At 71.4% G+C, this 23,481-nt stretch carries 23 protein-coding genes; 9 read left to right on the top strand and 14 right to left on the bottom strand.

What is annotated here, in order from left to right; genetic code table 11:
* From KBX00_RS28110 to KBX00_RS28090, 5 genes are all read right to left on the bottom strand, one after another.
* On the bottom strand, positions 1–841 hold an 841-nt coding region (locus tag KBX00_RS28110; RefSeq protein ID WP_210831072.1), incomplete at its 3' end, for a CHAP domain-containing protein.
* A 796-nt stretch (positions 842–1,637) separates the two neighbouring features.
* Positions 1,638–2,132, bottom strand: coding sequence for a nitroreductase/quinone reductase family protein (locus tag KBX00_RS28105; protein WP_301548759.1), 495 nt, complete (start codon positions 2,130–2,132; stop codon positions 1,638–1,640).
* Between the two features lie 60 nt (positions 2,133–2,192).
* Positions 2,193–2,966, bottom strand: a complete 774-nt coding sequence (locus KBX00_RS28100) for a GNAT family N-acetyltransferase (RefSeq protein ID WP_210831071.1) — start codon at positions 2,964–2,966, stop codon at positions 2,193–2,195.
* A 152-nt stretch (positions 2,967–3,118) separates the two neighbouring features.
* Positions 3,119–3,997, bottom strand: a complete 879-nt coding sequence (locus KBX00_RS28095; protein WP_210831070.1) for an RNA polymerase sigma-70 factor — start codon at positions 3,995–3,997, stop codon at positions 3,119–3,121.
* Positions 3,994–4,575: a carboxymuconolactone decarboxylase family protein gene (locus KBX00_RS28090; RefSeq protein WP_210831069.1), complete on the bottom strand. Its 582-nt coding sequence runs from the start codon at positions 4,573–4,575 to the stop codon at positions 3,994–3,996. Before KBX00_RS28090 ends, KBX00_RS28095 begins: the two co-directional genes overlap by 4 nt.
* A 125-nt stretch (positions 4,576–4,700) precedes the next feature.
* Between KBX00_RS28090 and argG the strand changes: the two genes are divergently transcribed.
* From argG to KBX00_RS28075, 3 genes are all read left to right on the top strand, one after another.
* Positions 4,701–6,149: an argininosuccinate synthase gene (argG, locus tag KBX00_RS28085; protein WP_164447268.1), complete on the top strand. Its 1,449-nt coding sequence runs from the start codon at positions 4,701–4,703 to the stop codon at positions 6,147–6,149.
* A gap of 67 nt (positions 6,150–6,216) precedes the next feature.
* Positions 6,217–6,561: a hypothetical protein gene (locus tag KBX00_RS28080; RefSeq protein WP_210831068.1), complete on the top strand. Its 345-nt coding sequence runs from the start codon at positions 6,217–6,219 to the stop codon at positions 6,559–6,561.
* 190 nt (positions 6,562–6,751) lie between these two features.
* Complete coding sequence (locus KBX00_RS28075) at positions 6,752–7,723, top strand: hypothetical protein (RefSeq protein ID WP_210831067.1); 972 nt, start codon at positions 6,752–6,754, stop codon at positions 7,721–7,723.
* A 26-nt stretch (positions 7,724–7,749) separates the two neighbouring features.
* Here KBX00_RS28075 and KBX00_RS28070 read toward each other — a convergent pair whose 3' ends face one another.
* The 5 genes from KBX00_RS28070 to KBX00_RS28050 form a co-directional block, all read right to left on the bottom strand.
* The gene (locus KBX00_RS28070) at positions 7,750–8,742 is read right to left on the bottom strand and encodes an NAD(P)-dependent alcohol dehydrogenase (protein ID WP_210831066.1); all 993 of its coding nucleotides are present in this window, start codon (positions 8,740–8,742) and stop codon (positions 7,750–7,752) included.
* Positions 8,739–8,933: a helix-turn-helix transcriptional regulator gene (locus tag KBX00_RS28065; RefSeq protein ID WP_275415486.1), complete on the bottom strand. Its 195-nt coding sequence runs from the start codon at positions 8,931–8,933 to the stop codon at positions 8,739–8,741. The genes KBX00_RS28070 and KBX00_RS28065 overlap by 4 nt, the downstream gene beginning before the upstream one ends.
* 23 nt (positions 8,934–8,956) lie before the next feature.
* Positions 8,957–9,385, bottom strand: coding sequence for a hypothetical protein (locus KBX00_RS28060; protein ID WP_210831064.1), 429 nt, complete (start codon positions 9,383–9,385; stop codon positions 8,957–8,959).
* A gap of 151 nt (positions 9,386–9,536) precedes the next feature.
* The gene (locus tag KBX00_RS28055; RefSeq protein ID WP_210831063.1) at positions 9,537–10,442 is read right to left on the bottom strand and encodes a serine hydrolase; all 906 of its coding nucleotides are present in this window, start codon (positions 10,440–10,442) and stop codon (positions 9,537–9,539) included.
* Positions 10,439–11,320, bottom strand: a complete 882-nt coding sequence (locus tag KBX00_RS28050; RefSeq protein WP_210831062.1) for a LysR family transcriptional regulator — start codon at positions 11,318–11,320, stop codon at positions 10,439–10,441. The genes KBX00_RS28055 and KBX00_RS28050 overlap by 4 nt, the downstream gene beginning before the upstream one ends.
* A gap of 134 nt (positions 11,321–11,454) precedes the next feature.
* On the opposite strand from KBX00_RS28050, the gene bla reads away from it, so the two are divergent.
* Complete coding sequence (bla, locus tag KBX00_RS28045) at positions 11,455–12,369, top strand: class A beta-lactamase (protein ID WP_307869099.1); 915 nt, start codon at positions 11,455–11,457, stop codon at positions 12,367–12,369.
* A 134-nt stretch (positions 12,370–12,503) separates the two neighbouring features.
* Here the strand turns inward: bla and KBX00_RS28040 are convergent, their stop codons facing one another.
* A complete protein-coding gene (locus KBX00_RS28040; RefSeq protein WP_210831060.1) occupies positions 12,504–13,631 on the bottom strand; it encodes a hypothetical protein in 1,128 nt (375 codons plus the stop codon).
* A gap of 85 nt (positions 13,632–13,716) precedes the next feature.
* Positions 13,717–15,195: a glutamate--cysteine ligase gene (locus tag KBX00_RS28035; protein WP_210831059.1), complete on the bottom strand. Its 1,479-nt coding sequence runs from the start codon at positions 15,193–15,195 to the stop codon at positions 13,717–13,719.
* A 74-nt stretch (positions 15,196–15,269) separates the two neighbouring features.
* Here KBX00_RS28035 and KBX00_RS28030 point away from each other — a divergent pair, with 74 nt between their 5' ends.
* Positions 15,270–15,614: a DUF3817 domain-containing protein gene (locus KBX00_RS28030; RefSeq protein ID WP_210831058.1), complete on the top strand. Its 345-nt coding sequence runs from the start codon at positions 15,270–15,272 to the stop codon at positions 15,612–15,614.
* A gap of 75 nt (positions 15,615–15,689) precedes the next feature.
* Here the strand turns inward: KBX00_RS28030 and KBX00_RS28025 are convergent, their stop codons facing one another.
* Positions 15,690–16,229 carry a hypothetical protein gene (locus KBX00_RS28025; RefSeq protein WP_210831057.1) on the bottom strand — a complete coding sequence of 180 codons (540 nt, stop codon included), beginning with the start codon at positions 16,227–16,229 and terminating at the stop codon, positions 15,690–15,692.
* Positions 16,230–16,376: 147 nt separating this feature from the next.
* Between KBX00_RS28025 and KBX00_RS28020 the strand changes: the two genes are divergently transcribed.
* The 4 genes from KBX00_RS28020 (at position 16,377) to KBX00_RS28005 (ending at position 21,327) form a co-directional block, all read left to right on the top strand.
* Positions 16,377–17,495 carry a Vms1/Ankzf1 family peptidyl-tRNA hydrolase gene (locus KBX00_RS28020; protein ID WP_210831056.1) on the top strand — a complete coding sequence of 373 codons (1,119 nt, stop codon included), beginning with the start codon at positions 16,377–16,379 and terminating at the stop codon, positions 17,493–17,495.
* On the top strand, positions 17,488–18,687 hold the full coding sequence (locus KBX00_RS29750) for a thiamine pyrophosphate-binding protein (protein ID WP_210831055.1): 1,200 nt from the start codon (positions 17,488–17,490) through the stop codon (positions 18,685–18,687). Before KBX00_RS28020 ends, KBX00_RS29750 begins: the two co-directional genes overlap by 8 nt.
* 174 nt (positions 18,688–18,861) lie before the next feature.
* On the top strand, positions 18,862–20,232 hold the full coding sequence (locus tag KBX00_RS28010; RefSeq protein ID WP_210831074.1) for a hypothetical protein: 1,371 nt from the start codon (positions 18,862–18,864) through the stop codon (positions 20,230–20,232).
* Positions 20,233–20,451: 219 nt separating this feature from the next.
* Positions 20,452–21,327: a SigB/SigF/SigG family RNA polymerase sigma factor gene (locus tag KBX00_RS28005; RefSeq protein WP_210831054.1), complete on the top strand. Its 876-nt coding sequence runs from the start codon at positions 20,452–20,454 to the stop codon at positions 21,325–21,327.
* A 64-nt stretch (positions 21,328–21,391) separates the two neighbouring features.
* Here the strand turns inward: KBX00_RS28005 and ctaD are convergent, their stop codons facing one another.
* On the bottom strand, positions 21,392–23,395 hold the full coding sequence (gene ctaD / locus KBX00_RS28000; protein ID WP_210831053.1) for a cytochrome c oxidase subunit I: 2,004 nt from the start codon (positions 23,393–23,395) through the stop codon (positions 21,392–21,394).
* Positions 23,396–23,481 lie beyond the last annotated feature (86 nt).

Below are 23,481 nucleotides of genomic sequence, written 5' to 3'. Positions count from 1 at the left end.
GGTCGGTGAAGCCGTCTCCGGTGACGTCGGCGCCGATGATGGTGTCGAGGTTGTTCCAGCCGCTGCCGATCTGCCGAGGGGGCTGGCTGTACGGGATGCCGTCGTCGCGGACGAAGTTGTTCGAGTACAGCATCAGCGTCCCGTCGTTGGTCCGCCCCACCAGGTCGTGGTAGCCATCACCCGTCACGTCGGCGATCCAGGGTTCGGGTTCGGGCTCGGGCTCAACGGGAGGGGTTTCCTGGGTGACCCCGACGGCCGTGGTGAAACCCTCGATATCGGAATTGTTCTTGTAGTTGTAGTAGGTGTGCCTGGCGACCCTGTCGCTGGTGTTGCCCTCGATCGTGCGGAGGGTGGTCCCCGACAACGACGTCACGATGCCCACGTGGTTGATGTCGCCGTTGTTGCCCCAGTCGAAGGTGACCGCGTCACCGGGCTTCGGGACGTAGCTGCTGCTGCGGGTATGCCAGGTGCCCTGGTTCTGCCCGTAGGTCTTGAAGGACCGGGCGAAGCCGTCGATCTGCGACATGCCGGAGGTGACGCCGGCCTCCCGCCACACGTACTTCGCGAACGCGGCACACCAGGCGTACCAGTTACCGCCACCGCCCCAACCGGCCCGGCCTCCGCAGGACGGCCAGCCGAACATCACGCCGCCGTAGTAGCTGCAGTTGTTCCCGATCTCGTGGTTGCGGCTGGAGTTGTTCAGTTCGCGCTTCGCGATGGTGACGATGCCTGCCCTCGTCGGGGCGGCGTGGGCGGCCGGCGCGACGAGAGTCGACCCGCCAGCGATCCCGACCGCCACCGCGACGACAAGCAAGCGACGACCAATTCTTGTTCTACTCATTTGATTCCCATGGATTGTGCCCCTTGCCGGTGTGACCAGAGGCTTGCCGAAAATGACCCGCAATCGATGGGCTCACACAATAATCAGCACCATCTGTTGCGGTCTTAATGCCCGCTCGCTGGGCAGGGCGCAGCCGAGAGCCGTGACCGTCGCCGATTACTGTGACGTTCTCGGCGATGGTCGCTTGAAGTGGTCTCGCCTGTCGTGGAAGTAGTACCGGGAAAGACTCGCCGAGTAGCGTCCCAGACTCATGATGGGTTCGCTGCCGACGCTCTCGAAACCGGTCTCATGCAGATAATCAATGCCGCTCGTCGTGTTTCGAGCCAAGTGAGCGGGCTAGCTGTCTGCCCAGGGACAGACGTCCGAGCCGAGGTACCAGTCGTTGTCTCGGCCGGCCCAGACGCACCGGGCGCCGGTGCCGTTCGCGCCGTCCCCGACGCGCGGCTGTCTGCTTGGAAAGTCCCAGGCAGCGGCTTGGGCCGCGACCGGAGGTGCAGCGACGAACATGACCGTCGCGAGGCCGAGCACGGCCACGAGCTGTCGGAACCTATTCACAAATTCCCCCGTTCACGCGATGTGCCGATTATTGACCGGCGCGGGCCATGCCTCCTTTCCTGTGCGCACGCATCTACCGACGCAGCCCCCTGCCGGGAAACGCGACGTTCTTTCGGCCTCGCCATCGCAGCATACGGTTGCGGTCGATGTCCTGTCAGCCCCGGAACCCCTTGCGGCTCGAAGTTTCTCGAACAAGTTCCGGTCGGGCTGCCGCGATGCCCAGAATGCTCACCGAGCCTGGTCAGTTTTCCGCTCGGGGCAGTATCCGGAACACCGGGTATTCGGCGGCGATTCGCGCGAACTCCGCGAGCGGCGCCCCCCGGTGCACCGGTAGGTGCGGTCTCGCGCCCGGGGCCTTCTCCAGGTAGTGGCGCAGGATCGGTGCCCGCCGCTCGACCGGCTCCTCCACCAGCAGCACCGGTCGGCGGCGGCCGTGTCGCAGCACCGCCCGTCCGGCGGCGGCCCGTACGTTCCGTACCCAGTTCGCCCGCTCGCCGAGCATCGACACCAGGTACCGCCGGCCGTCGTGGTCGACGGCGACCACGGGGAACGACACCATCCGACCGCTACGCCGACCCGCCACCTCCAGGGTGACCCAGTTGCCGGGGGCGAGGAAGCCCACCGAGAACTGCCACGCCGAGACGCGGTTCATCGACCGTGCCAACCAGTTGGGTCTGCCGCTGCGGTACATCCACCGCTTGAACCGGTGGAGCCGTCGGTCGCTGACCTGGTCCATGGTCGGTCCTTCCCGGCGTCGCGCCCCTCGCGTCGACGCTAGGGCGGTGGCTGTCGGTTGCTAAGGGGCGGAAGTCCCGAGGCGGCGGTGGAGTTTGCCCGGCGCGAGTCGCCTGGTTCCGTCGCCGACGCGGACGCTGAGCTGAGCGCCGAGTTCGCGGAAACCGAGCGCCCGCGCCACCCGACGGGAGGCTGCCGGTCGAGCCCGCCACTGGGGCAACAACCCCTGGGCCAGGCCGTCCGCCGTTGCCGCAGCGGCGACGGTGCGGGCGAAGCCGCGTCCACGCCGGCTCGGGGCGGTCAGCACGCTCAGGTGGGCCATGCGTCCCGGCCAGTGCCGGTAGCCGGCCGCCGCGACGATGGCCGTTCCGACCCGGAGGACGTACGCGGCAGAGGTGATCTCGACCAGCCCGCACTCCGCCACGTCCTCGGCCGGGGCCGACGCCAGGAAGTCGACAAGATCAGGGTGGTCGACGGGTAGCTGTTCCGTCGCCTCCCGCCGGTGCGGTCGGTAGCTGTGGTCGTCGCAGTAGGCCAGGGTGGCCGGACCCAGCGCCGCTGCGACAGGTAGTACGGCGGACAGTCGGTCGGGATCGGTCAGCGCATCGACCGGGAGGGCGTGGCAGGCGCGCGTCACCATGCCCACCAGGTCATCCGTCGGTACCGTACAGATCGCGGCGTCGCCCAGGGCGACCATGCCGACCCAGCCTGGTGGACAGATCGACGAGTTCGCCGAGGCCGTCACCGAGACATGCCGGGCGGGAAAGCTCATCGGCGAGCCGGCCAGCCCGGTCCACACCTGCCGGGCCTGAGCCAGCAACGGGTCGACATCCATGTCAGCACCCTGCAGCTCGATCGTGGGCGTCGGCCACTGATATTCACTTCGCCGGAACCGCCCGTCCGGCCGCGCGACCCGTCCGCCCGCCAGCACCGGCTCGGCAGTCGGGCGTCGATCCGGTACGCCGGATTCGGGGACGGGACGCGCACTCAGCGGGTGAGGTGAGTCCGCCGGTCGAGGTGGACGAGCTTGTGCGGGTTGAGCACCGAGTAGAGCCGGCTGATCCGGCCGTCGACGATGACCAGGTTGATGACCCCGAACAGTCTGCCGTCGAGGTCGAACCGGACCGCGACGGCGCCGTTCACCCACATCGGCGTCGCCTGGTAGTCGAGGCCCATCTCGGCCAGCTTGGCCAGTAGCGGCGCCACCCGCCGGGCGCTCTCGACGGGGCGGCGGGCCGCCGGTGCGAGGCCGCCGCTGTCGGATACCACGATCACGTCGGGCGCCAGCACCTCAAGCAGTTCCCGCAGGTCACCGCCGCGCACTGCGGCCAGGAAGCGGTCCACGACGGCCTCCTGCTCGGCTCGACTGACCCGTACCCGTGGGCGCCGCGCCGCCACGTGTTCCCGAGCGCGGTGGGCAATCTGGCGGACCGCTGCCGGCGTTCTGCCGACGGCCGCGGCGATCTCGTCGTACGGAGTGTCGAACACCTCGCGTAGCACGAACACGACCCGTTCGGTGTGGCCCAGCGTCTCCAGCACGGTGAGCATGGCGAACGACACGCTCTCGGCGAGTTCCACGTCCTCGGCCACGTCGGGGCTGGTCAACAGCGGTTCGGGGAGCCACTCCCCGATGTATTCCTCGCGTCGCCGGGCCAGCGTACGTAGCCGGTTGAGGGCCTGGCGGGTGACGATCCGCACCAGATAGGTGCGCGGGTGGCGGATCTCGGCCCGGACCTTGGTGTCGAGGTCCGCCCACCGCAGCCAGGTCTCCTGTACGACATCCTCGGCGTCGGCGGCGGAGCCGAGCATCTCGTACGCGACGGTGAAGAGCAGGCTGCGGTGCGCGACGAACGGGTCGCCGGTCATGCCCGCGAGGTTACGTGGCTCGGCTGGGCCAGGGGCGGTAGGCCGCATGCCGCCGCCATGCCCTGCGCCTCGATGCCGAGCGCGACGTTCATCCGCGCGGCCAGGTTCGCGGCGGCGACGAACGCGGTGAGTTCGACAAGCGCCGGGGCCCCGAGTTGGTCGAGCAGTCGGGCGGAAAGGTCGTCGGTGACCGTGGGTGGGGTCTGCGACACCGCCTCGGCGTAGGCCAGGACATCGCGTTCCAACGACGTGAAGACCTCCGATTCGCGCCACCGCGGCACCTCGCGGGCCTTGGTCAGGTCGAGCCCTTCGTTGTGCGCCTGGAAGTAGCCCAGGTCGAGGCAGAAGGAGCAGCCGATCAGGGAGACGGCTGCCATGTGGGCGTATGACTTGAGATCCTGGTCGCAGGCGTTCCACCGGGCGGCCGCCCGTCCCATACCCATGCTGGTGCGCAGCACCCGCCGGTTGTGCCACATGACTCCGAGCGCGTCGGGTACGGTGCCGAACTTCTTCCTGATGATCCGCTTGAGCAGGGCGCCGTGTACGCCGGTGAGTTCCGTTGTGGGAATGCGGGCCATGTTCTCCTCCTCGTCCGTCGGTCCTGCCCATCCAGACACCGGCCAGCGAGGTTCTGTGACAGGCCGGCCGGAAACACCGACCAACCCGTTTGCATGACCATACGTCATAGTGCATACTTTTCCTTGTGTCCAAGGTTCTGACCTCCCTGCCCAGTGGTGAACGTGTCGGCATCGCCTTCTCCGGCGGCCTCGACACCTCGGTCGCGGTCGCGTGGATGCGCGACAAGGGCGCCATCCCGTGCGCCTACACCGCCGACATCGGCCAGTACGACGAGCCCGACATCGCCTCGGTGCCCGACCGGGCACTCAGCTACGGCGCCGAGGTGGCCCGGCTCGTCGATTGCCGCGCGGCTCTGGTGGAAGAGGGCCTGGCCGCGCTGACCTGCGGTGCCTTCCACATCCGCTCGGGCGGGCGGGCCTACTTCAACACCACGCCGTTGGGGCGCGCGGTCACCGGCACGCTGCTGGTGCGGGCGATGATCTCCGACGACGTGCAGATCTGGGGCGACGGCTCGACCTTCAAGGGCAACGACATCGAGCGGTTCTACCGCTACGGCCTGCTGGCCAACCCGCAGTTGCGCATCTACAAGCCGTGGCTGGACACCGACTTCGTCAGCGATCTGGGTGGCCGCAAGGAGATGTCGGAGTGGCTGCTGGCCCGGGACCTGCCGTACCGGGACAGCACCGAGAAGGCGTACTCCACCGACGCCAACATCTGGGGTGCCACGCACGAGGCGAAGACCCTGGAACACCTCGACACCGGCATCGAGACGGTCAACCCGATCATGGGTGTCCGGTTCTGGGATCCGTCGGTGGAGATCCCCACCGAGGACGTGACGATCGGCTTCGACCAGGGCCGGCCGGTGACCATCAACGGCAAGGAGTTCGGCAGCGCGGTGGACCTGGTGCTGGAGGCCAACGCCATCGGCGGGCGGCACGGGCTGGGCATGTCCGACCAGATCGAGAACCGGATCATCGAGGCCAAGAGCCGGGGGATCTACGAGGCGCCCGGCATGGCGCTGCTGCACGCCGCGTACGAGCGGCTGGTCAACGCCATCCACAACGAGGACACCCTGGCCAACTACCACAACGAGGGCCGTCGGCTGGGTCGGCTGATGTACGAGGGCCGGTGGCTGGACCCGCAGGCGCTGATGCTGCGGGAGTCACTGCAACGCTGGGTCGGCACGGCCGTCACCGGCGAGGTGACGCTGCGGCTGCGCCGGGGTGAGGACTACTCGATCCTGGACACCACCGGCCCGGCCTTCAGCTACCACCCGGACAAGCTGTCGATGGAGCGTACGACGGACTCCGCCTTCGGCCCGGCCGACCGCATCGGCCAGCTCACCATGCGCAACCTCGACATCGCCGACTCCCGGGCCAAGCTGGAGCAGTACGCGCACCTGGGCATGGTCGGCGGCGCTCCGCAGCGGGTGGTCGGTGCGGCCCAGGCGGCCTCGACCGGGCTGATCGGCGCGATGCCGGAGGGCGGCGCGGAGGCGATCGCCTCCCGGGGTGTCCCGTCGGCGGAGGACGAGGCGCTCGACCGCGCCGCGATGGAGTTCGGCGTCGACTGACAGTCCTCGACACGTCCGCGAGCGACCGGGCACGACGTACCGGGAGACCGTCAATACACTGACTGGCGTGACGGGCACCGCGAGTCGGGGCCGGCCCGCGCGGATTGGCCGCTGGCTCGGGATCGCCGCGGCCACCGGCGTCGCGGCGACCGCCTGGACGGGTTACTGGTGGTTGGCCGTGCCCCGCTACGACGTGTGCCCGGCGGTGCTGCCTGCCCCGGCCGGCTGCCGGTCGGCCGACCGAGTGTCCACCGCGACCGGATGGACAGCCGTCGTCGCGGCGCTGCTGCTGGCCACGGTCGTCCTCGCCGCCGTGCGCCCACGCGGTCGGTGGTGGCCGTTCGGGCTGGGCATGGTCGCGCTCGGCCTCGTTGCGCTGTGGGGTTTGTGGGCGGTCCGCTACACGTTCTGACGAGCCGGCCCGCTTCTGCACCCACTTTTCCGCCACTTGCCCGGTCGCGGGCGGCACCCGGCCATCGATCGGTGACTGATCGACCGAGGTGACCTTCCCGATAGTTCGCTCTACTGTGCGTGGTCGACCGGTCGCGCACCGCCCACCGGCTGCGGGCGTCGATCCGTCATCGTTTCCCGAGGAGGACCCGTTGAGGTATCCCACCCGCCTGGCCGCCGCCGCGACCGCGTCCCTGCTCGTCGTGTCCGCGCTGATCGTCCTGCCCGCCACCGCGGCCTCGGCCGCCCTGGCCTACCGCGCCGTCGACCTGGGCACCCTGGGCGGTGCCGCCAGCGCCGCCACCGCGACGAACGACCGGGGCACGGTCGTCGGCTGGAGCCTGACGGCTGACGGCGCCCGGCACGCGTTCGTCTGGCGGAACGGAGTGATGACCGACCTCGGCGTATTGCCGGGGCACGTGGAGTCCACCGCTGTCGACGTCAACGAGCGCGGCGAGGTGGTCGGCACCTCGACCGGCCCTGAGCTGATCACCCGGGCCGTGCTGTGGCGAAACGGTCAGATGATCGACCTGGGCACCCTCGGCGGCGACTACAGCGAGGCGGTCGCCGTCAACGACCGGGGGCAGGTGCTCGGCCTGAGCAACCCGGCAACCGACATCCCGCACCGTGTCGTGTGGCAGGACGGTGTGCTCACCGACCTGGGCCGGCAGGACTTCTACGAGCTGACCACCGGGTTCAACAACCGGGGCGACGTGGTGGGCACCTTCAACGTCCCGCCGTACGACTACCCGTGCACCTGCGTGGGAGGCCGGCTGCGGGACGGTGCCGTCACCCGAATCGGTGACCAGGCGACGGCGATCAACAACCTCGGCCACGTGGTCGGCGTCGACGGCGGCCGGGCCTTCCGCTGGCGCGCCGGGGTGCTGACCGACCTGGGCACGCTGGGCGGCGCGACGAGTCGGGCGACCGCGGTGAACGACCTGGGGGTGGTCCTCGGCGGCGCCGACACCGCCGCCGGTGTCCGACGACCCGTCCTGTGGTGGGTCGGGCGCACCGTCGACCTGACCGCCCACGGGCTGAGTGCCACGGACGTGGTCACCGACCTGGACATTCGGAATCGCCTGGTGGGCAGCCGGGCCGGGCGCGCCACGCTGTTCCGATAGCGCTCCGGCCCGGCGACTGTCACCGGCTATGTGGCCGGGTCGGAAACGGTGACCACCACCTTGCCGGCCGGGTGCCGGTCGGTGAAGTGGCGCAGCGCGTCCGCCGTCTCGGCGAGCGGGAAGCTGCGGTCGACCTGCGGGGTGAGCGCGCCGGACTCGGCGAGGTCGCGCAACTCGTCGAGGTCCTCGATACGCTCGCGGGCGCTGACGGCGCGCAGCCGGTGGCCGACGACCGACGACAGCAGCGGCGCCCCGAACATCTGCCGGCCGTAGCCGCCGAGCAGCGCACCCCGGGTCCAGTCGCCACCGACCAGGGCCAGCGTCCCGCGAGGGGTGAGCGCGCGGCGCAGCAGCGACAGTGGACGGTTGCCGCCGGTGTCGATGACCACGTCGTACACCGGGCCGTCGCGGTCGATCTCCTCGCGGGTGTAGTCGAGCACGTCGTCCGCGCCGAGGGAGCGGACGAAGTCGGTCTTCATGGGGGCGCAGACGCCGGTCACCGTCGCCCCGTACGCCTTGGCGATCTGCACGGCCTGGGATCCGACGCCACCGGAGGCGCCGATGACCAGCACCCGGTGACCCGGTCGCACCTGGCCGGTGTCGCGGACCGCGCGCAGTGCGGTCATCCCGGAGACGGGCACGGCGGCGGCCTGCGCGAAGGTCAGGTTCGTCGGCTTGCCGGCCAGCCGCCGCTCGTGGCTGACCGTGAACTCGGCGTACGACCCGCGCAGCGAAGTGCCGTACACCTCGTCGCCGGGCCGGAAGCGGGTCACCCGGGCGCCGACCTCGGTCACCACACCGGCCACGTCCCGGCCGAGTACCGGCACCCGGGGGCGGCGCAGCCCGGCGGCGAGTCGGACCAGGTAGGGGCGGCCGGCAAGGAAGATCAACACTCCCGGGTCGACACCGGCGGCGTGGACCCGCACCAGCACCTCCCGATCGCCGACGTGGGGACGGTCGACGTCGCGGAGCCGGAGCGCGGACGGCGGGCCGTAGCGGTCGTGCACGATGGCTTTCACGGTGCCTCCTCGGGGTACTGGAACACGTCGTCGAGTCGGACGCCGAACACGTTGGCGATGCGGAAGGCCATCTCCAGCGAGGGGGAGTAGCGGCCCTGCTCGATGGCGATGACGGTCTGCCGGGTCACGCCGAGCCGTTCGGCCAGCTCGGCCTGGGTCATCTCGTCGCGGGCGAAACGCAGCGCCCGGATGGTGTTGGTGACGCGGGTCGGTTTCACCACTGCGGCACACCGGTGCGGTAGACGATCACCTTCGCCAGCGAGCCGACCACCGCCGACAGCACGAAGCAGAGGTAGATCACGTTGCCGATCCAGAACCAGTGCCACTGCGCCAGCGCCATGAGCATCGCCGACACCGCCCCGATCACCACGAACGCCTGCCCGACGTGGTCGCCCAACCGCCCGATCTCCCGGTCGCGCACGTCGCTGACCCGCGAGGCACGCGGGTTCACCACGCCGAGCGCGATCTCGAGGAGCATGCTGGCGGCGATGGCGCCGCCGATCGTCCAGAGCAGAACGCCGGCGTACGGCGTCGCGGTCAGTCGCCCGTCGCCGACCCGGCTCAGGACCACGGCCACGTAGACGGCGTAGCCGACCACGCTGACCACCAGCATGATCCAGGCCCGCTTCTCCTGGTGGGTCATGACGACTCCTCGATGTAAAGAATCCTTGACATCACGAGAGTAAGGCGTCTTTGACATCATGTCTAGAAAGTTTTACATCGCGTGCCCCGTGAGGGCTCCCGGCGGGCGAGCGGAGCGGCGCCGCCGGGTGGTCGCGACCTGTCAACGGGGGTCAGCGTCGGGCGGCGCGCAGCGCGTCGTGCAGCTCCCGCGCCACCTGCGCCAGCGCCGCCTCGGCCTGCGGCTGCACGGCCGCCGGCACCGTCGACTCGCTCAGCGCGGCCACCGCGTACGCCTGCCCGTCGGCGTGTTCCACCACGCCGACCTCGTGCCGCAGGTTGAGCAGCGTGCCGGTTTTCGACGACCACCGGGAGCTGTCGGAGCTGAAGTCCGGGGCCAGCCGTTGTCGTAGCAGGTTGTCTCCCATCAGCTCGCGCACCCGGGCGGCCACCGCGGTCGGGATCCGCGACGGGCGCCACAGCGCGTGCAGCAACTCGACGAAGGCCCGGGCCGAGCCGGAGTTGGCCCGGCCCACGTCCAGCTGGGCGACCGGATGGCCCTGACCGGCGGTGGTAGCGGACGCGGCGAGCGAGTGCGCGAGGTGCACCTCCGGCGCGAGCCGCTCGGCCGGCGTGTCGGTGAGGTCCCGGGTGTGGTGCCGGACGCTGATCCCGTCGACGCCGAAACGGCGCAGCGTGTCGGCGACCACGGTGGGCGGGGTCAGCGCGAACAGCGCGTCCGAGGCCCCCTCGTCACTGATCGCCACGCTGAGGTAGAGCAGGTCGTCGATCGCCACGGTGGCCGGGTGCCGGAACCGGCTCAACCCGGTCGGACCGGGCGTGCGGACCCGGCCGGGGGCCACCGTGACCGGGGTGGCGCCGTCGAGTTCGCCGCGTTGGATCCGGTCCACGGTGGCCACCGCCAACGGCACCTTCACCAGCGACGCGACGGGCAGCACCACGTCGTCGTCCAGGCCCAACTCGTCGCCGGAGTCGAGGTCGCGGACCAGGAGACAGCCGCGCAACCCGGCGTCGCGCAGCGTCTCCCGGGCGGTGCGGAGCAGTCGGCCGACGGTCACCCCGCCTCCGGTACGCCCAGGCACCGCGCCACGGCTGGACCCAACGCGCCACGCAGCCGCTCGGCGTCCTCCCGGACACCGGCCGTCGCCTGGTAGCCGCGGACCGGTCGCAGCTCGCCAATCGGCCGCCAGTGCAGTCCGAGCTCGCGCGCCTCGGCGGGGGAACAGAGCACCAGGTCGGTGCCGGCGAGCGCCTCGGCGGCGGCGTCGACCACGGACGCCGCGACCGCCACCTGGGTCGGCTGCAACCCGACGGCGTCGCGCAGCCGGGTCAGCGGGTCACGGACGTGCGGCACGTCGTCCTCAGGTGAGATCCAGACCCGGCGTCGACGGGTCCGGCGGTTCGCCCGTGGGGTACGCAGCGTCTCCAGCCGTACCACCTCGACACCCGGGTCGGTGCCGCCCGCGAGGCCGAGCGGCACCCGCCACGCGGCCTCGTCCGGCGGTACGCAGATCAGCGCGGCGCGCACCTCGTGGCTCTGCCGCAGTCGGGCCCGTTCCGCCGGCTCGCCCCGGCGCAGTTCCAGATTCAGGTCGTGTCGACGTGCCTCGACCACCAGCCGGGCCAACGACCGTGGCGCGCAGACCGCCGGCACGGCCAGCCGGAACGGGCGCAGTCGGGCCCGTTCGGCGTCGTGCTCCATCGCCTCCGCCAACTCCACGATCCGCCGGGCCGAGGCGAGCATGTCCCGCCCGAACGTGGTGAGCGTGACGCTGCGCGAGGTGCGGTCGAACAGCTGCCCGCCGAGGTGCCGCTCCAGTGCCGCCACCCGTCGGCTCGCCACCGACTGCGGGATCCGGGCCACGGAGGCACCGACGGTGAAGCTGCCGTGGGTGCCGACCGACACGAAGGCCCGGCAGGCCGCGACCAGATCCACGCCGGCAGTCTATGCCGATTCGGCATCGGTACCGTCGTCGGTGTCTTCGACAGCATGGGACGGCGCTGCGAATCTGGGTGCCGGTTGCCCGGACGACGTCCGGTGGACCGGTTGATCGAGGGAAGGACCCAGCTGTGACCAGTACCAACCGCCGTACCCGCGCGGTCGCGCTCGCGCTGACACTCGGCCTGCTCGCCGGCTGCTCTCCCGGCAGCCCGTCCACGCCGACACCAACGCCGACGGTGTCCGAACCGGCGGCGTCCGCCGCGCCGGTCACCGTCGACTTCGCGCCACTGGAACGGGAGTTCGACGCCCGGCTGGGCGTGTACGCGACCGACACCGGCAGCGAAAGCACCGTCGCGCACCGGGCCGACGAGCGCTTCGCGCACGCCTCGACCTTCAAGGCCCTCGCCGCCGGCGCGGTGCTCGCCGCGACCTCGGACGAGGAGTTGGACCGGGTCGTCCGCTACTCCCGCGACGACCTGGTCACCTACTCGCCGATCACCGAACGGCACGTCGACACCGGCCTGTCGCTGCGCGCGATCGCCGACGCGGCGGTGCGCTACAGCGACAACACCGCCGGAAACCTGCTGCTCAGGCAACTCGGCGGCCCCTCCGGCCTCAAGCAGGCGCTGCGTGAGGTCGGCGACGAGGTCACCGAGCCGGTGCGGTGGGAGACCGAACTCAACGCGTACGTCCCGGGCGAGCGCCGTGACACCAGTACGCCTCGCGCTCTGGCCACCACCCTGCGGGCGTACGCGGTCGACGACGCCCTATCACCGACCGACCGGGCTCTGCTCGTGGACTGGCTCAAGCGCAACACCACCGGTGACAAGACGATCCGGGCCGGCGTGCCCGAGGGCTGGGCGGTGGGTGACAAGACCGGCTCGGCCGACCACGGCACCCGCAACGACATCGCGGTCATCTGGCCGCCGGACCGGGCACCGATCGTGCTGGCCGTGCTCTCCGACCGGACCGAGCCCGACGCCGAGCGCGACGACGCCCTGCTCGCCCGGACCGCCGAGCTCACCCTCGACGCGCTGAGCTGAGCCGGGCCCCTGGGGCGTGTAACCGGCCACCAGGTGACCGTGACGGTCGTCCTGGTGGCCGGTTCCGGGGGTTCGGGTGTGGCCCGGTTCCGGCCGCGCCGACGGGCGGTTCGCTGGCCGGGCCCGGACGACCGTCAGGGGGTCGGGACCGTGGCGGGACCGGTCAGGTCGAAGTCGGCGGTGACCGGGGTGTGCCGGATCCGCACCGGCTGTGCCTCGGACACCTGCGCGGCGTTGGGGAACCAGCGGCTGGGCACGTGGGCGCAGTCGCAGCGCAGCAGCACCCGCTGCCCCGGCAACAGCCGCAGCGTGTAGTCGGCGCCGACGTCGACCACCCCCGTCACGTCGCCGGTCCGCGCATGGAAGGCGATTACCTGGGAGTAGTTCGGCATCTCGTCGACGGTGATGGTCCCGCTGACCACGGTGCCCGCGACGAGTGTCTGATCGCTGGTGACGGTCGTGCCGGACCGGACCCGTACGGTGTCGGCCTTCCTGCGGTTGGCCACCCTGCCGGACCACTGGCTGGCCAGTCCGGGACCGGTGTAGTACAACGGCCAGCGGTACGGTCCGAGACCGGTGAGCGTGTACCGGCCGTCGTGATCGGTGATGACACCGTAGTCGCTGTACTTGGGATGCGGGACCACCGGCAGGGGCAGGACGTATCCGAAGTAGACCGGGGTGCCGTCCGCCGCGCGGGTGACCCGACCGGTGACGGTGCCCGGCGGATCGAACTTGACCGTCGGGGCGGTAACCGTCTTGCCCGGACGCACCTTGATGGTCACGCCGCGCTCCCGCTGCCCCGTGCCGCCGCGTCGACCGACCCACTGCATGCCGTACTGCGTGTTGTCGTAGGGCTCGGCGAGCAGGTGGTAGCGGCCGGGTGGCACGTTGCCGGCGAGCACGTCGCCACCGTCGACGCTGGTGCAGCCACCGTGCCGGCCGTCCTGCGCCTCGCCCTGATACACGACGGTGAGCCGGTCGCGGTCGACGGGAACCAGGGACACACACCCTCGTACGGGGGCCCCGGTGGCCCTGTCGCGCAACGTGGTCCGCACCTCGCCCGGAGTGGTGTCGACGGTGGTCCGACCCGCTTCATGCCGGTGGGACGCGGCGGCGAACGAGGACGTGGACGGCGCGGCGGCGGTGGCGCGCGGTGCGACGGCGGACTGGCTGAGCCCGGGGCTCGCGGCGGCGGGCAGCGGCAGGCTGACCACGAGCAGGGCGACGGTGAGTGGGACGGCATGACGTGGTGACCGCGGCATCGGCGGGATCCTCTCCACCCGGCGGACGAAACCCACTCACGGTAGCGATTGTGACGGACCCGTCACACGTTGTGTCGGGAGGTGGTCAGGGGATCGGCCACTCGTGGACCGGCCGGTTGCTGTGCATCAGCTCCACGTAGTGCCGGACCACCTGGCGCAGCGCTTCCGGTCGGTCCAGCTGGTCGGTCGACTCCAGCCGGTGCAGCGTCGCCACCTGCCAGGTGGCGCCGTTGCGGCCGGTCAGGCACCGTTGCTCGATGATGCCGAGCAGCCGGTCCCGCTCGTCCGGGTCGACACCCCACCGGTCCAGACCGTGGTGGGCCAGCGGCAGCAGGCGGCGCAGCACCAGCTCGGCGACCGGCAGGTAGCCCAGGCCGGGCCAGAAGACGTGGGCGTCGATGCCGTGTCGGGCGCAGGTGTTGAAGTTCTCCTCGGCGGCGCTGAACGACATCTGGGACCACAGCGGCCGGTCGGCCTCGGCGATCGCGCGGACGAGTCCGAAGTAGAACGCCCCGTTGGCGATGGTGTCCAGCACGGTCGGCCCGGCCGGCAGAACCCGGTTCTCCACCCGCAGGTGCGGGCGGCCCCGTACGACGTCGTAGACCGGCCGATTCCACCGGTAGATGGTCCCGTTGTGCAGCCGCAACTCGGCCAGGGTCGGCACATCCCCGGCGGCGAGCGTCTCCGACGGGTCCTCCGGCTCGCAGACCGGCAGCAGCGCCGGGAAGAACCGCACGTTCTCCTCGAACAGATCGAACACGGAGGTGATCCAGCGTTCGCCGAACCAGACCCGGGGGCGTACGCCCTGGGTCTTGATCTCCTCGGGGCGGGTGTCCGTGGCCTGCTGGAACAGCGGGATGCGGGTCTCACGCCACAGTTCCCGGCCGAAGAACAGCGGCGAGTTCGCGCCGAGCGCCACCTGGATGCCGGCGATGGCCTGGGCGGCGTTCCAGTAGTCGGCGAACTGGGCGGGGCCCACCTGGAGGTGGAACTGGGTGCTGGTGCAGGCCGCCTCCGGCGTGATCGTGTCGGCGGTGACCGCCAGCCGTTCCACCCCGTTGATGGCGATCCGCAGATCCTCTCCCCGGGCCGCGAAGATCTGCTCGTTGAGCAGCGCGTAACGGGGATTGGCCGACAGGGTGGCGGCGGTCAGGTGCTCCGGCAGCACGGTCGGCAGGATGCCGATCATCACCAACTGGGCGCCGACCGTGCGGGCCCGCTGGTCAGCCGAGTTCAGAGCGGCGCGTACGTGCTCCTCGAACTCGGCGGTGCCGGTGCCGGCCAGCCGCCGTGGTGCCACATTGATCTCGACGTTGAACTGCCCGAGTTCGGTCTGGAAGCTCGGGTCGGCCACCGCCCGCAACACGTCGGCGTTGCGCATCGCCGGCATCGACTCGGCGTCGACCAGGTTCAGCTCGATCTCCAGCCCGGTCATCGGCCGGTCGACGTCGAACCGGGACTCGCGCAGCATCTCGGCGAAGACATCGAGACAGCGGCGCACCTTGTCCCGGTAGCGAGCCCGATCCTGACGGCTGAAGGTCTGTACGCCGACTTCCTCGCCCATAGGTCACCACCCTGTCACCGCTGGTACCCCAAACGTCGCACGTCCATGCCACCTGCTCAGGCCTGGTCCGTAGCATGGTCGTCGTGCGTGACAAGGTGACCCGACTGTTCGTGGTGGCGGCGATCGCCGAGGCGATCTCCTGGGCTGGACTGCTGGCCGGGATGGTGGTCAAGTACGGCCCGCCCGGCAACGAGCTGGGGGTGCAGGTCTTCGGTCCGATCCACGGCGCGCTCTTCGTCGCGTACGGGGTGCTGGTGCTGGGCGTGGCCCGGGTGCACCGGTGGAGCCTGCTGGCCACGGTCGTGGCGCTGGCCTGTGCGGTGCCGCCGTTCGCCACCGTCGTCTTCGAGCGGTGGGCGCGGCGGCAGGGGATGCTCGGCCTCGTCGAGCCGGCCCGGGAGCCTGCTCCGGTCGGCTGAGGCCCCGCCGATCCGGCCCAGGGCCGCCGACTGCGCCGGCTGACGTGCGTCGTCGGCGTTGCCGGACGGCCGCGCTCAGGTCACCGCCGCGCAGGCGGCCACCGTGGCGAGGACCAGCACCCCCAGCACCGCCTGAAGCAGCAGCGGGGGCCCCAGGTGCGACCACATGGTGGCCGTACGCGGCCGGAGCAACTGCCCGGTGGTGAGGTTGACGATCCGTTCGATCTTCGGTGCCAGGTCGGGATCGCCCTGGTCGCGCAGGGTCAGCTGGACGTGATCGGCCGGATGCAGGGCACTCTGCGGCAGGTGCCCGTGCAACTCCACCTCGTAGAGCCGGCCGGCACCGTCGCGGAGGCGGACCGGGGTGACCAGGTACTCGGGCCCCTTCTTCAGCTCCTTGAAGCTGCGCCGGCCCGTGCCGGAGCCGGCGGAGAGCAGGGCTCGCACCAGCCTGGCCAGCAGACCTGCCACGCCGGCCGCGGCGAGCACCACCACCAGCACCGGCTGCCCCACCCGCACCTCACGGGGATAGCCGTCCATCAGACGCACGATCTGCGCGGTGAGAATCCGCCCGGTGGGGTGCAGGCTGCGCCGGGAATACGATGTCGTGTCCATCCCACCACCCAGAGTCCGCCTACGCCTACGCATCGTATCGATCCTCGGGGTTGAACGACGTGAATGAAAACCGGTCACGTGGCTGCCGGCAGGTGACAAGCACGGCGACGCGGGTAAGCGGTGGGCCGAGCTGGAAAGGGGTCGAGCATGCAGCTGTCCTTCCTGCGCCCGCTGTACCAGCGTCCGGGCCCGTGGTGCTCGGTCTACCTGGACGCCTCCCTGGACACCGAGGACGCGCACGCGGCACTCGATCTGCGCTGGCGTGGCCTGCAACGGCAACTGGCCGAGCAGGGGGCGGACGAGCCGACGATCGCCGCGATCGACCGGGTGATCCGGGGACACGACCCGATGCCCGGCGACTACGGGTTGGCGGTGTTCGGTACCCGGGGACAGGTGGTGCTCTCCGAGTACCTGTCCGCCCCGCCGCGTCGGGACCTGGCCGCGTACGCCCCGCTGCCACACGTGATGCCGCTGCTGGCCCAGCGCGGCGAGCAGGTGGCGTGGGTGCGGGTACTGGCCGACCGGACCGGTGCCGACGCGATGTCGGTGAGCGCCGGTGGAGTGCCGCGCCGGGCACACGTGACCGGCCGGGAGAGCTACCAGCTGCGCCGGGTCAAGCCCGGCGGCTGGTCCCAGTCGCGCTACCAGCGGGCCGCGATGGAGGCCTGGCATCACAACGCCGGTGACGTCACCGCCGCGACCGTCGAACTGGCCGAACGGGTGGGTGCCGAGGTGGTGGTGGTGGCCGGCGACGTCCGCGCCACCGGCATGATCGCCGCCCAGATGCCGGACCGCTGGCAGGACCTGGTGGTACGCACCGACGCCGGTTCCCGGGCCGGTGGTGCCGACCAGACCCTGCTCGACGACCTGACCGTGCAGACCATCGCCGAGGTGGCCGACCAGCGGGTGCACGCGGCCCTGGACCGCTTCGGCACGCAGGAGGACGTCGGCGCCGGGCTCGACGCCGTGGTGGCCGCGTTGCAGCGCAACCAGGTCGACACGATGCTGATCGTCGACGACCCGTCGGCCGACGGCCAGCTGTGGATCGGCCCGGCGGCCACCGACATCGCCACCGAGCCGGGCGAGCTGGCCGCGGTCGCCGAACCGGAGCGGGTCCGGGCCGACGCGGCGCTGGTGCGTGCCCTGGTGGGCACCGACGCCGAGCTGACCGTGCTCGGCCCGGACGAGGCGCCGGAGCTGGTGGACGGGGTGGGCGCGGTGCTGCGCTACGTCGACCCGGTCACCCCGGGACGGGGCGGTGCCTGACCCGGGCGTCGCTGACGCGGTGGTCGACCGGCTGCTGGCCTGGCGGATCCCGCGGGTCTTCGGCCACCCGCAGGAGGCGGTCGCGACGCTCGTCGAGGCGCTCGACGCCACCGGTGGTGACCCGGAGTTCGTACCCGTACGCAACGCGGAGTGCGCTGCGGTCATGGCGGCCGGGCACGCCCGCTTCACGGGCGGTCCGGGCGTCTGCCTCGCGGCCGGCGGGGTGGCCGCCGCGGGCCTGCTCGCGGGCCTCGACGCCGCCCGGGGCACCGGCCTGCCGGTGCTCGCCGTCGTCGCCGAGCCCGGCCCGGTCCGGAACGACGAGGTGGGTGTCACGACGCGACTGCTCGCCGAGGTGTGCCACGGCGTCCGGTACGCCGCCGACCCGGCGCGGGTGCCGGAGCTGGTGGACGAGGCGCTGCGCGCCGCGTCGCACGGTGGCCGCCCGGTCGGCCTGGTGCTGCCGCACCCGTCGCCGGTCGGCGGGGTACCGGCCGACGACCGGAGGCGGGCCGTGTCCCCGGTCAGCGGGTTCGCCGCGCGGCTGGTGCTCGACGAGCTGTCCACCCGGTTGCCGCCGACCGCAACGGTGGTCGTCGACGGCACCCTGCCGATGACCGGCCTCGCGCACCTCCCGGAGGCACCCGGCGATGTCGCCGTCATGGGTCCGACCGGGCTGCCCGGCGCCGTCATGGGTCTGGCCGGGCTGCCCGGCGGCGCGTTGCCGTACGCCGTCGCCGTGAAGCTGGCCGCCCCCGACCAGCCGGTGGTCGCCCTGGTCGCCGACGACGGGATGCGCGCGCACGGGCTCGCCGAGCTGGTCACCGTCGCCCGGCGGCGACCGGCGTGGCCCGATCCGCGCCTGGTGGTGCTGGTGTGCAACACCCGGTCCGGTCATGCCCGGTACCTGGATCCGGTCCGGCCGGTCACCGACGACGTTCCCTACGCCGGCTGGGCTCGGCTGCTCGGCCTGCACGGGGTGCGCGTGGACCGGCCGGAGCTGGTCGGAGCGGCCTGGGACGAGGCGCTGAACGCCGACCGGCCGTGCGTGCTGGAGGTGATGACGGACGCGCTGACCGTCGGGAGATGCGACAACATCGGGGATGTTGCTGCCTCAGGCGACGGCGAGACAGCAACATCCCCGATGTTGCTGGCCGGCAATGGTGCGCCGGCGAGGGTGCACCGGGGATGACGGGTGGTCGGTGTTGGGGGGAAGGGGCAAGATCCGCTGATTGATGCCGCCCGGTGGGGAGATGCCCTGTTTAACCCGCATCGTGGCGGGAAGCCGGGCCGCGTGGCGAGCGATCGAGGCAAGGTGGGACCGGTGCGCAGGGTGCGTCCGGGACTGACGGCGGCCGGTGCCGGCATGGCCGGCGACCGTGTCGTCGCGGCCGGCAGCACCGCCCGGATCCTGGTCGCGGCCATCGGCCGCGCCTTGCGCGGCAGCGACTGCGCCGACCTCGGCCACGCCGGACCGGTGTCCCGGTTCGCCGGCACACCCGACCCGGTGCGGCGGGCGGCGGCGATCCGCTCCGCCGGCCGGACCGCCCTCACCGCCGGGCAGGCCGCCGAGGTCGACGCGGAGCGGGTCGCCCGATGGTTCGTCGACCAGTACCCGCGACGCCGGTATCCCGGGGTGCTGCTCGGCTCCCCGCACGGCGGCGTCGCGCATCTGGCGGTGGCGCTGGGCATGCCCTGGCTGCCCGCCGGCTTCGAGATGATCGCGCACTGGCCGCAGGGCGCGGTGGACCGGCCCCGCGCCGCCCTGGACCACGGGGCGGCGCTCGCCGGCCGGGTGCTCGCCGGCAACCCTGACCTGCACCTGCGACAGGTGCACTGCCCGGCCAGCCGGGGTGCGCTGGCCGGGGCGACGGTGGCGCTGACCGGTCGTTGGCGGGGACTGCCGGCGGCGTACCGCAGCTTCCTGGCCGATCTGCTGGCCCCCGGCGCGCCGGTGCTGGTGCTGCGCGACACCCGGACCTGGCCGGTGGTCGACGCCGCCGACGGACACAGTTTCCAACTCGGTTGCCCGGCCAGCGGCCTGAACCCGGTGGACTTCCATCCCGACAGCCACGCCTTGCGGCAGGTGCTGCGCTCGGCCGGCGGCGACAGCGGGCACTGGGAACCGCCGGAGATCTCCGCGCCGCCCGCCGCCGCCGAACACGGCGTGGAGTCCGGTTTCGACCGGGGCGTACGAGACTGGACCCGTCGGCACGGTAATCCGCTGCACCAGATCCTGGTGCCCACGCCAGCGGCGCTCAGCGCGGCCACGGCGGACCTGTACCGGCGTTGGCTGCGGGCCGCCGGCAAGACCGGTGACCGCCTGGTGGTCGAGTGCGGGCGGTTGCTCGACCCCTGGCAGGTGCTCCGGGCCGGGCTGGTGCCGTACTGGTGCGAGAACGCCACCCGGCGCAGCGTCGAACAGGTGGAGTGGTGGCTGGCCGGCAGCGAGTCGTTCACCTCGGTCGACGTGCTGCCGGAGCCGCCCGGCGTACGCTCACCGGCGCTGGCCGGCCTGCCGCAGTGGCTGGCGGTCGCCGGCTTCGGCCGACGGCGACGGGCCCTGGACCGTACGGCGGCGCGCGGCTACCCGGTCACCTCGGTGCCCACCCGCAGGGCCACCGAGGTGCTCCGTGCCCAGCCGTACGACCTGCCCAATCCGGCGCCGCTGGGCACCGGCGAGGCCCTGGCCGCGCTGCGCGACGGCGGCAGCCACCACGGCCTGCTGATCTGTTGAGACCGGGCTGACGAAACATCCTCGCGAACCTGCGATCCCGTGATTGAGTACCTACGGAGCGGGAACACCGCCGGCTGCGACAGGCTGATCACCTTGCGTGGCGTGGCGCCGTCGCCCGCTGGCATCCCAGTCACGTAACCCAGTCACAGGCCCGTGCGTGCCTACGCGCGTGCCCGGTGTCGGCGAATCCGGGCGGGGTCCTTCCCGAGGGAGGCGCGGATGTTCGGACAGACCACCACAACCACACCACCTACCACCGATCGGGGGCTGGAGGATCTCGACGCCGCGGCGTTGGCGTACGCGGCACGGATCGCCGGGCTACCGCCGGAGCGTCGCCATGAGGCCCGCGACGACCTGGTCCGGTTCGCGTTGCCGTTCGCGGGTCGGTTGGCCCGCCGCTACCGGGGGCGCGGGGAGCCGTTGGAGGATCTGGAACAGGTGGCCCGCCTGGGGCTGGTCAACGCCGTCGACCGGTACGACCCGGAACGGGGTTCCTTCACCGCGTACGCGGCGATCACCATCGTGGGTGAGATCAAGCGGCATTTCCGCGACCGCACCTGGGGTGTGCACGTGCCCCGCCGGCTACGCGACCTGATCCTGGAGGTCGGACAGGCGACGGCGGCGCTCACCAGTGAGCTGTCCCGGGCGCCGACGGTGACCGAACTGTCGAAACGGCTGGAGACGCCGGAGGAGGAGATCCTCGCCGCGCTGGAGTCGGCGGCCGGCTACAGCCCGGCATCGCTCAACGCGCCGGTCGGCGGGGAGAGTTCGGCGGAGTTCGGCGACCTGGTCGGCGAGTCGGACATCGCGTTGGAGTCGGTGGACGACCGGGTGACCGTCAGCGGCCTGCTGCACCGGCTGCCCTGGCGGGAGCGGCGGATCCTGGCCATGCGGTTCTACGGCAACCAGACCCAGGCCGAGATCGCCGCCCGCTTCGGCATCTCCCAGATGCACGTGTCCCGGTTGTTGTCGAGGGCGCTTACCTGGCTGCGCCAGGCGATGCTCGCCGACGCGCCGCCACCGTGGCAGAACGGTCCCGCCGAGTCCGAGGCGGCCAACCAGACGCGCGCCGCGCCCGCGGTACGCGGCCGCTGACCGTCGCGAGAACGTCCTTCGGGGGCGGCACCGGGCGGTGCCGCCCCGGATGCGCACGACACGCTCAGTTCTCCGGGGTGTCCCCGGGCCCGCGCGGATGCCGCCATCGGTCGTTGGGTTGCGGGTCGCGCTGGGCGCCCAGCGGGTTCTCCTCCGGCTCGTCGGTCTCCTCGAAGCTCGGCCGGCGTACCTGCTCCGGCTCCGGCACGTCGACCGGCCGGGCACCGGACTGTGGCGCGGGCTGGTACGCCTCCGCTTCGGGTGCGCCGTGCGCGCCTTCCGCAGCCGGCGACTCGGGCAGGTGCGTCTCCCGGTGGATCTCGTCGCGGAACTCCTGCGGTGGCCGGGTGGTCCGCTGTGGCAGGTCGCGGCCGAGGTCGGAGACGAGTTCGCCGTACTTGGCGTCGAACGCGGGACGCTCCGAGCGGATCCGGGGCATCCGGTCGAAGTTGCGTAGCGGCGGTGGGCAGGTGGTCGCCCACTCCAGGGAGTTGCCGAAGCCCCAGGGATCGTCCACGGTCACCTCGGCGCCGTAGCGCCAGGACTTCCAGGCGTTCCAGATGAAGAACAGGGTGGACGCGCCGAGCACGAAGGCGAAGATGCTGGAGATCGTGTTCAGCGTGGTGAACCCGTCGCTGGGCAGATAGTCGGCGTACCTGCGGGGCATGCCCTCGTTGCCGAGCCAGTGGTGCACCAGAAAGGTCCCGTGGAAGCCGATGAACATGGTCCAGAAATGCAGCTTGCCGAGCCGCTCGTCGAGCAGCCGCCCGGTCATCTTCGGCCACCAGAAGTAGAAGCCGCCGAAGAGTGCGAAGACCACGGTGCCGAAGACCACGTAGTGGAAGTGCGCCACCACGAAGTACGTGTCCGTGACGTGGAAGTCCACCGGCGGGCTGGCCAGCAGAACGCCGGTGAGCCCGCCGAGCAGGAAGGTCACCAGGAAGCCGATGGCGAACAGCATCGGCGTCTCGAAGGTCAACTGGCCCTTCCACATGGTGCCGATCCAGTTGAAGAACTTCACCCCGGTCGGCACCGCGATCAGGTAACTCAGGATGCTGAAGAACGGCAGCAGCACCTGCCCGGTGGCGAACATGTGGTGCGCCCACACCGCCATGGACAGCACCGTGATGGCGATGGTGGCCAGCACCAGCCCGGTGTAGCCGAAGATCGGCTTGCGGGAGAAGACCGGGATGATCTCGGTGATGATGCCGAAGAACGGCAGCGCGATGATGTAGACCTCGGGGTGGCCGAAGAACCAGAACAGGTGCTGCCACAGCATCGGCCCGCCGGTGTCGGGGTTGTAGACCTGCGCGTCGAGCAGCCGGTCGGCGCTCAGCGCCAGCAGCGCGGCGGCCAGCAGCGGGAAGACCAGGATCACCAGCACGCTGGTGAACAGCATGTTCCAGGTGAAGATCGGCATCCGGAACATGGTCATGCCCGGCGCGCGCAGGGTCAGGATCGTGGTGATCAGGTTGACCGCGCCGAGGATGGTGCCCAGGCCGGACACCACCAGGCCGATCACCCACATGTTCGCGCCCACCCCGGGGGAGTGCTCGACGGTGCTCAGTGGGGTGTACGCGGTCCAGCCGAAGTCGGCCGAGCCGCCCGGGGTCAGGAACCCGCCGACCACCATCAGCCCGCCGAACAGGTAGAGCCAGTAGGCCAGCGCGTTGAGCCGGGGGAACGACACGTCCGGCGCACCGATCTGGATCGGCACGATGTAGTTGGCGAAGCCGAACGCCGCCGGGGTGGCGAACAGCAGCAGCATCACCGCGCCGTGCGAGGTGAAGAGCTGGTTGTACTGCTCCGGAGCGAGGAACTGCAGACCTGGCCGGGCCAACTCGGCCCGGATCACCATGGCCTCGATCCCGGCCAGCACGAAGAAGCCGAACGAGGTCAGCAGGTAGAGCAGACCGATCTGCTTGTGGTCGGTGGTGGCCAGGAACCTGACCAGCTTTCCCCCCGGAAGCGGCCTGCGCAGCGGGCCGGGATAGCCGCCGAAACGGGCCGGGGCGAGGATCGCCGGACCGCGGTCCTGTCCGGGTTCGGTGGTTACCCGCTTGGGCATGAGCGCTCACCTGCGTCGACGACGGATACGGACGGGCGTGGCTACCCGGCCCGCCGACCATGTAACCAGGCGAGAGCGGTAATTTC

This window comes from Micromonospora sp. C95 (assembly GCF_018070465.1).
GTDB lineage: Bacteria > Actinomycetota > Actinomycetes > Mycobacteriales > Micromonosporaceae > Micromonospora.
The sequence above is the reverse complement of the archived record's forward strand: the minus strand, read 5'-3'. Positions and strand labels throughout refer to the sequence as shown.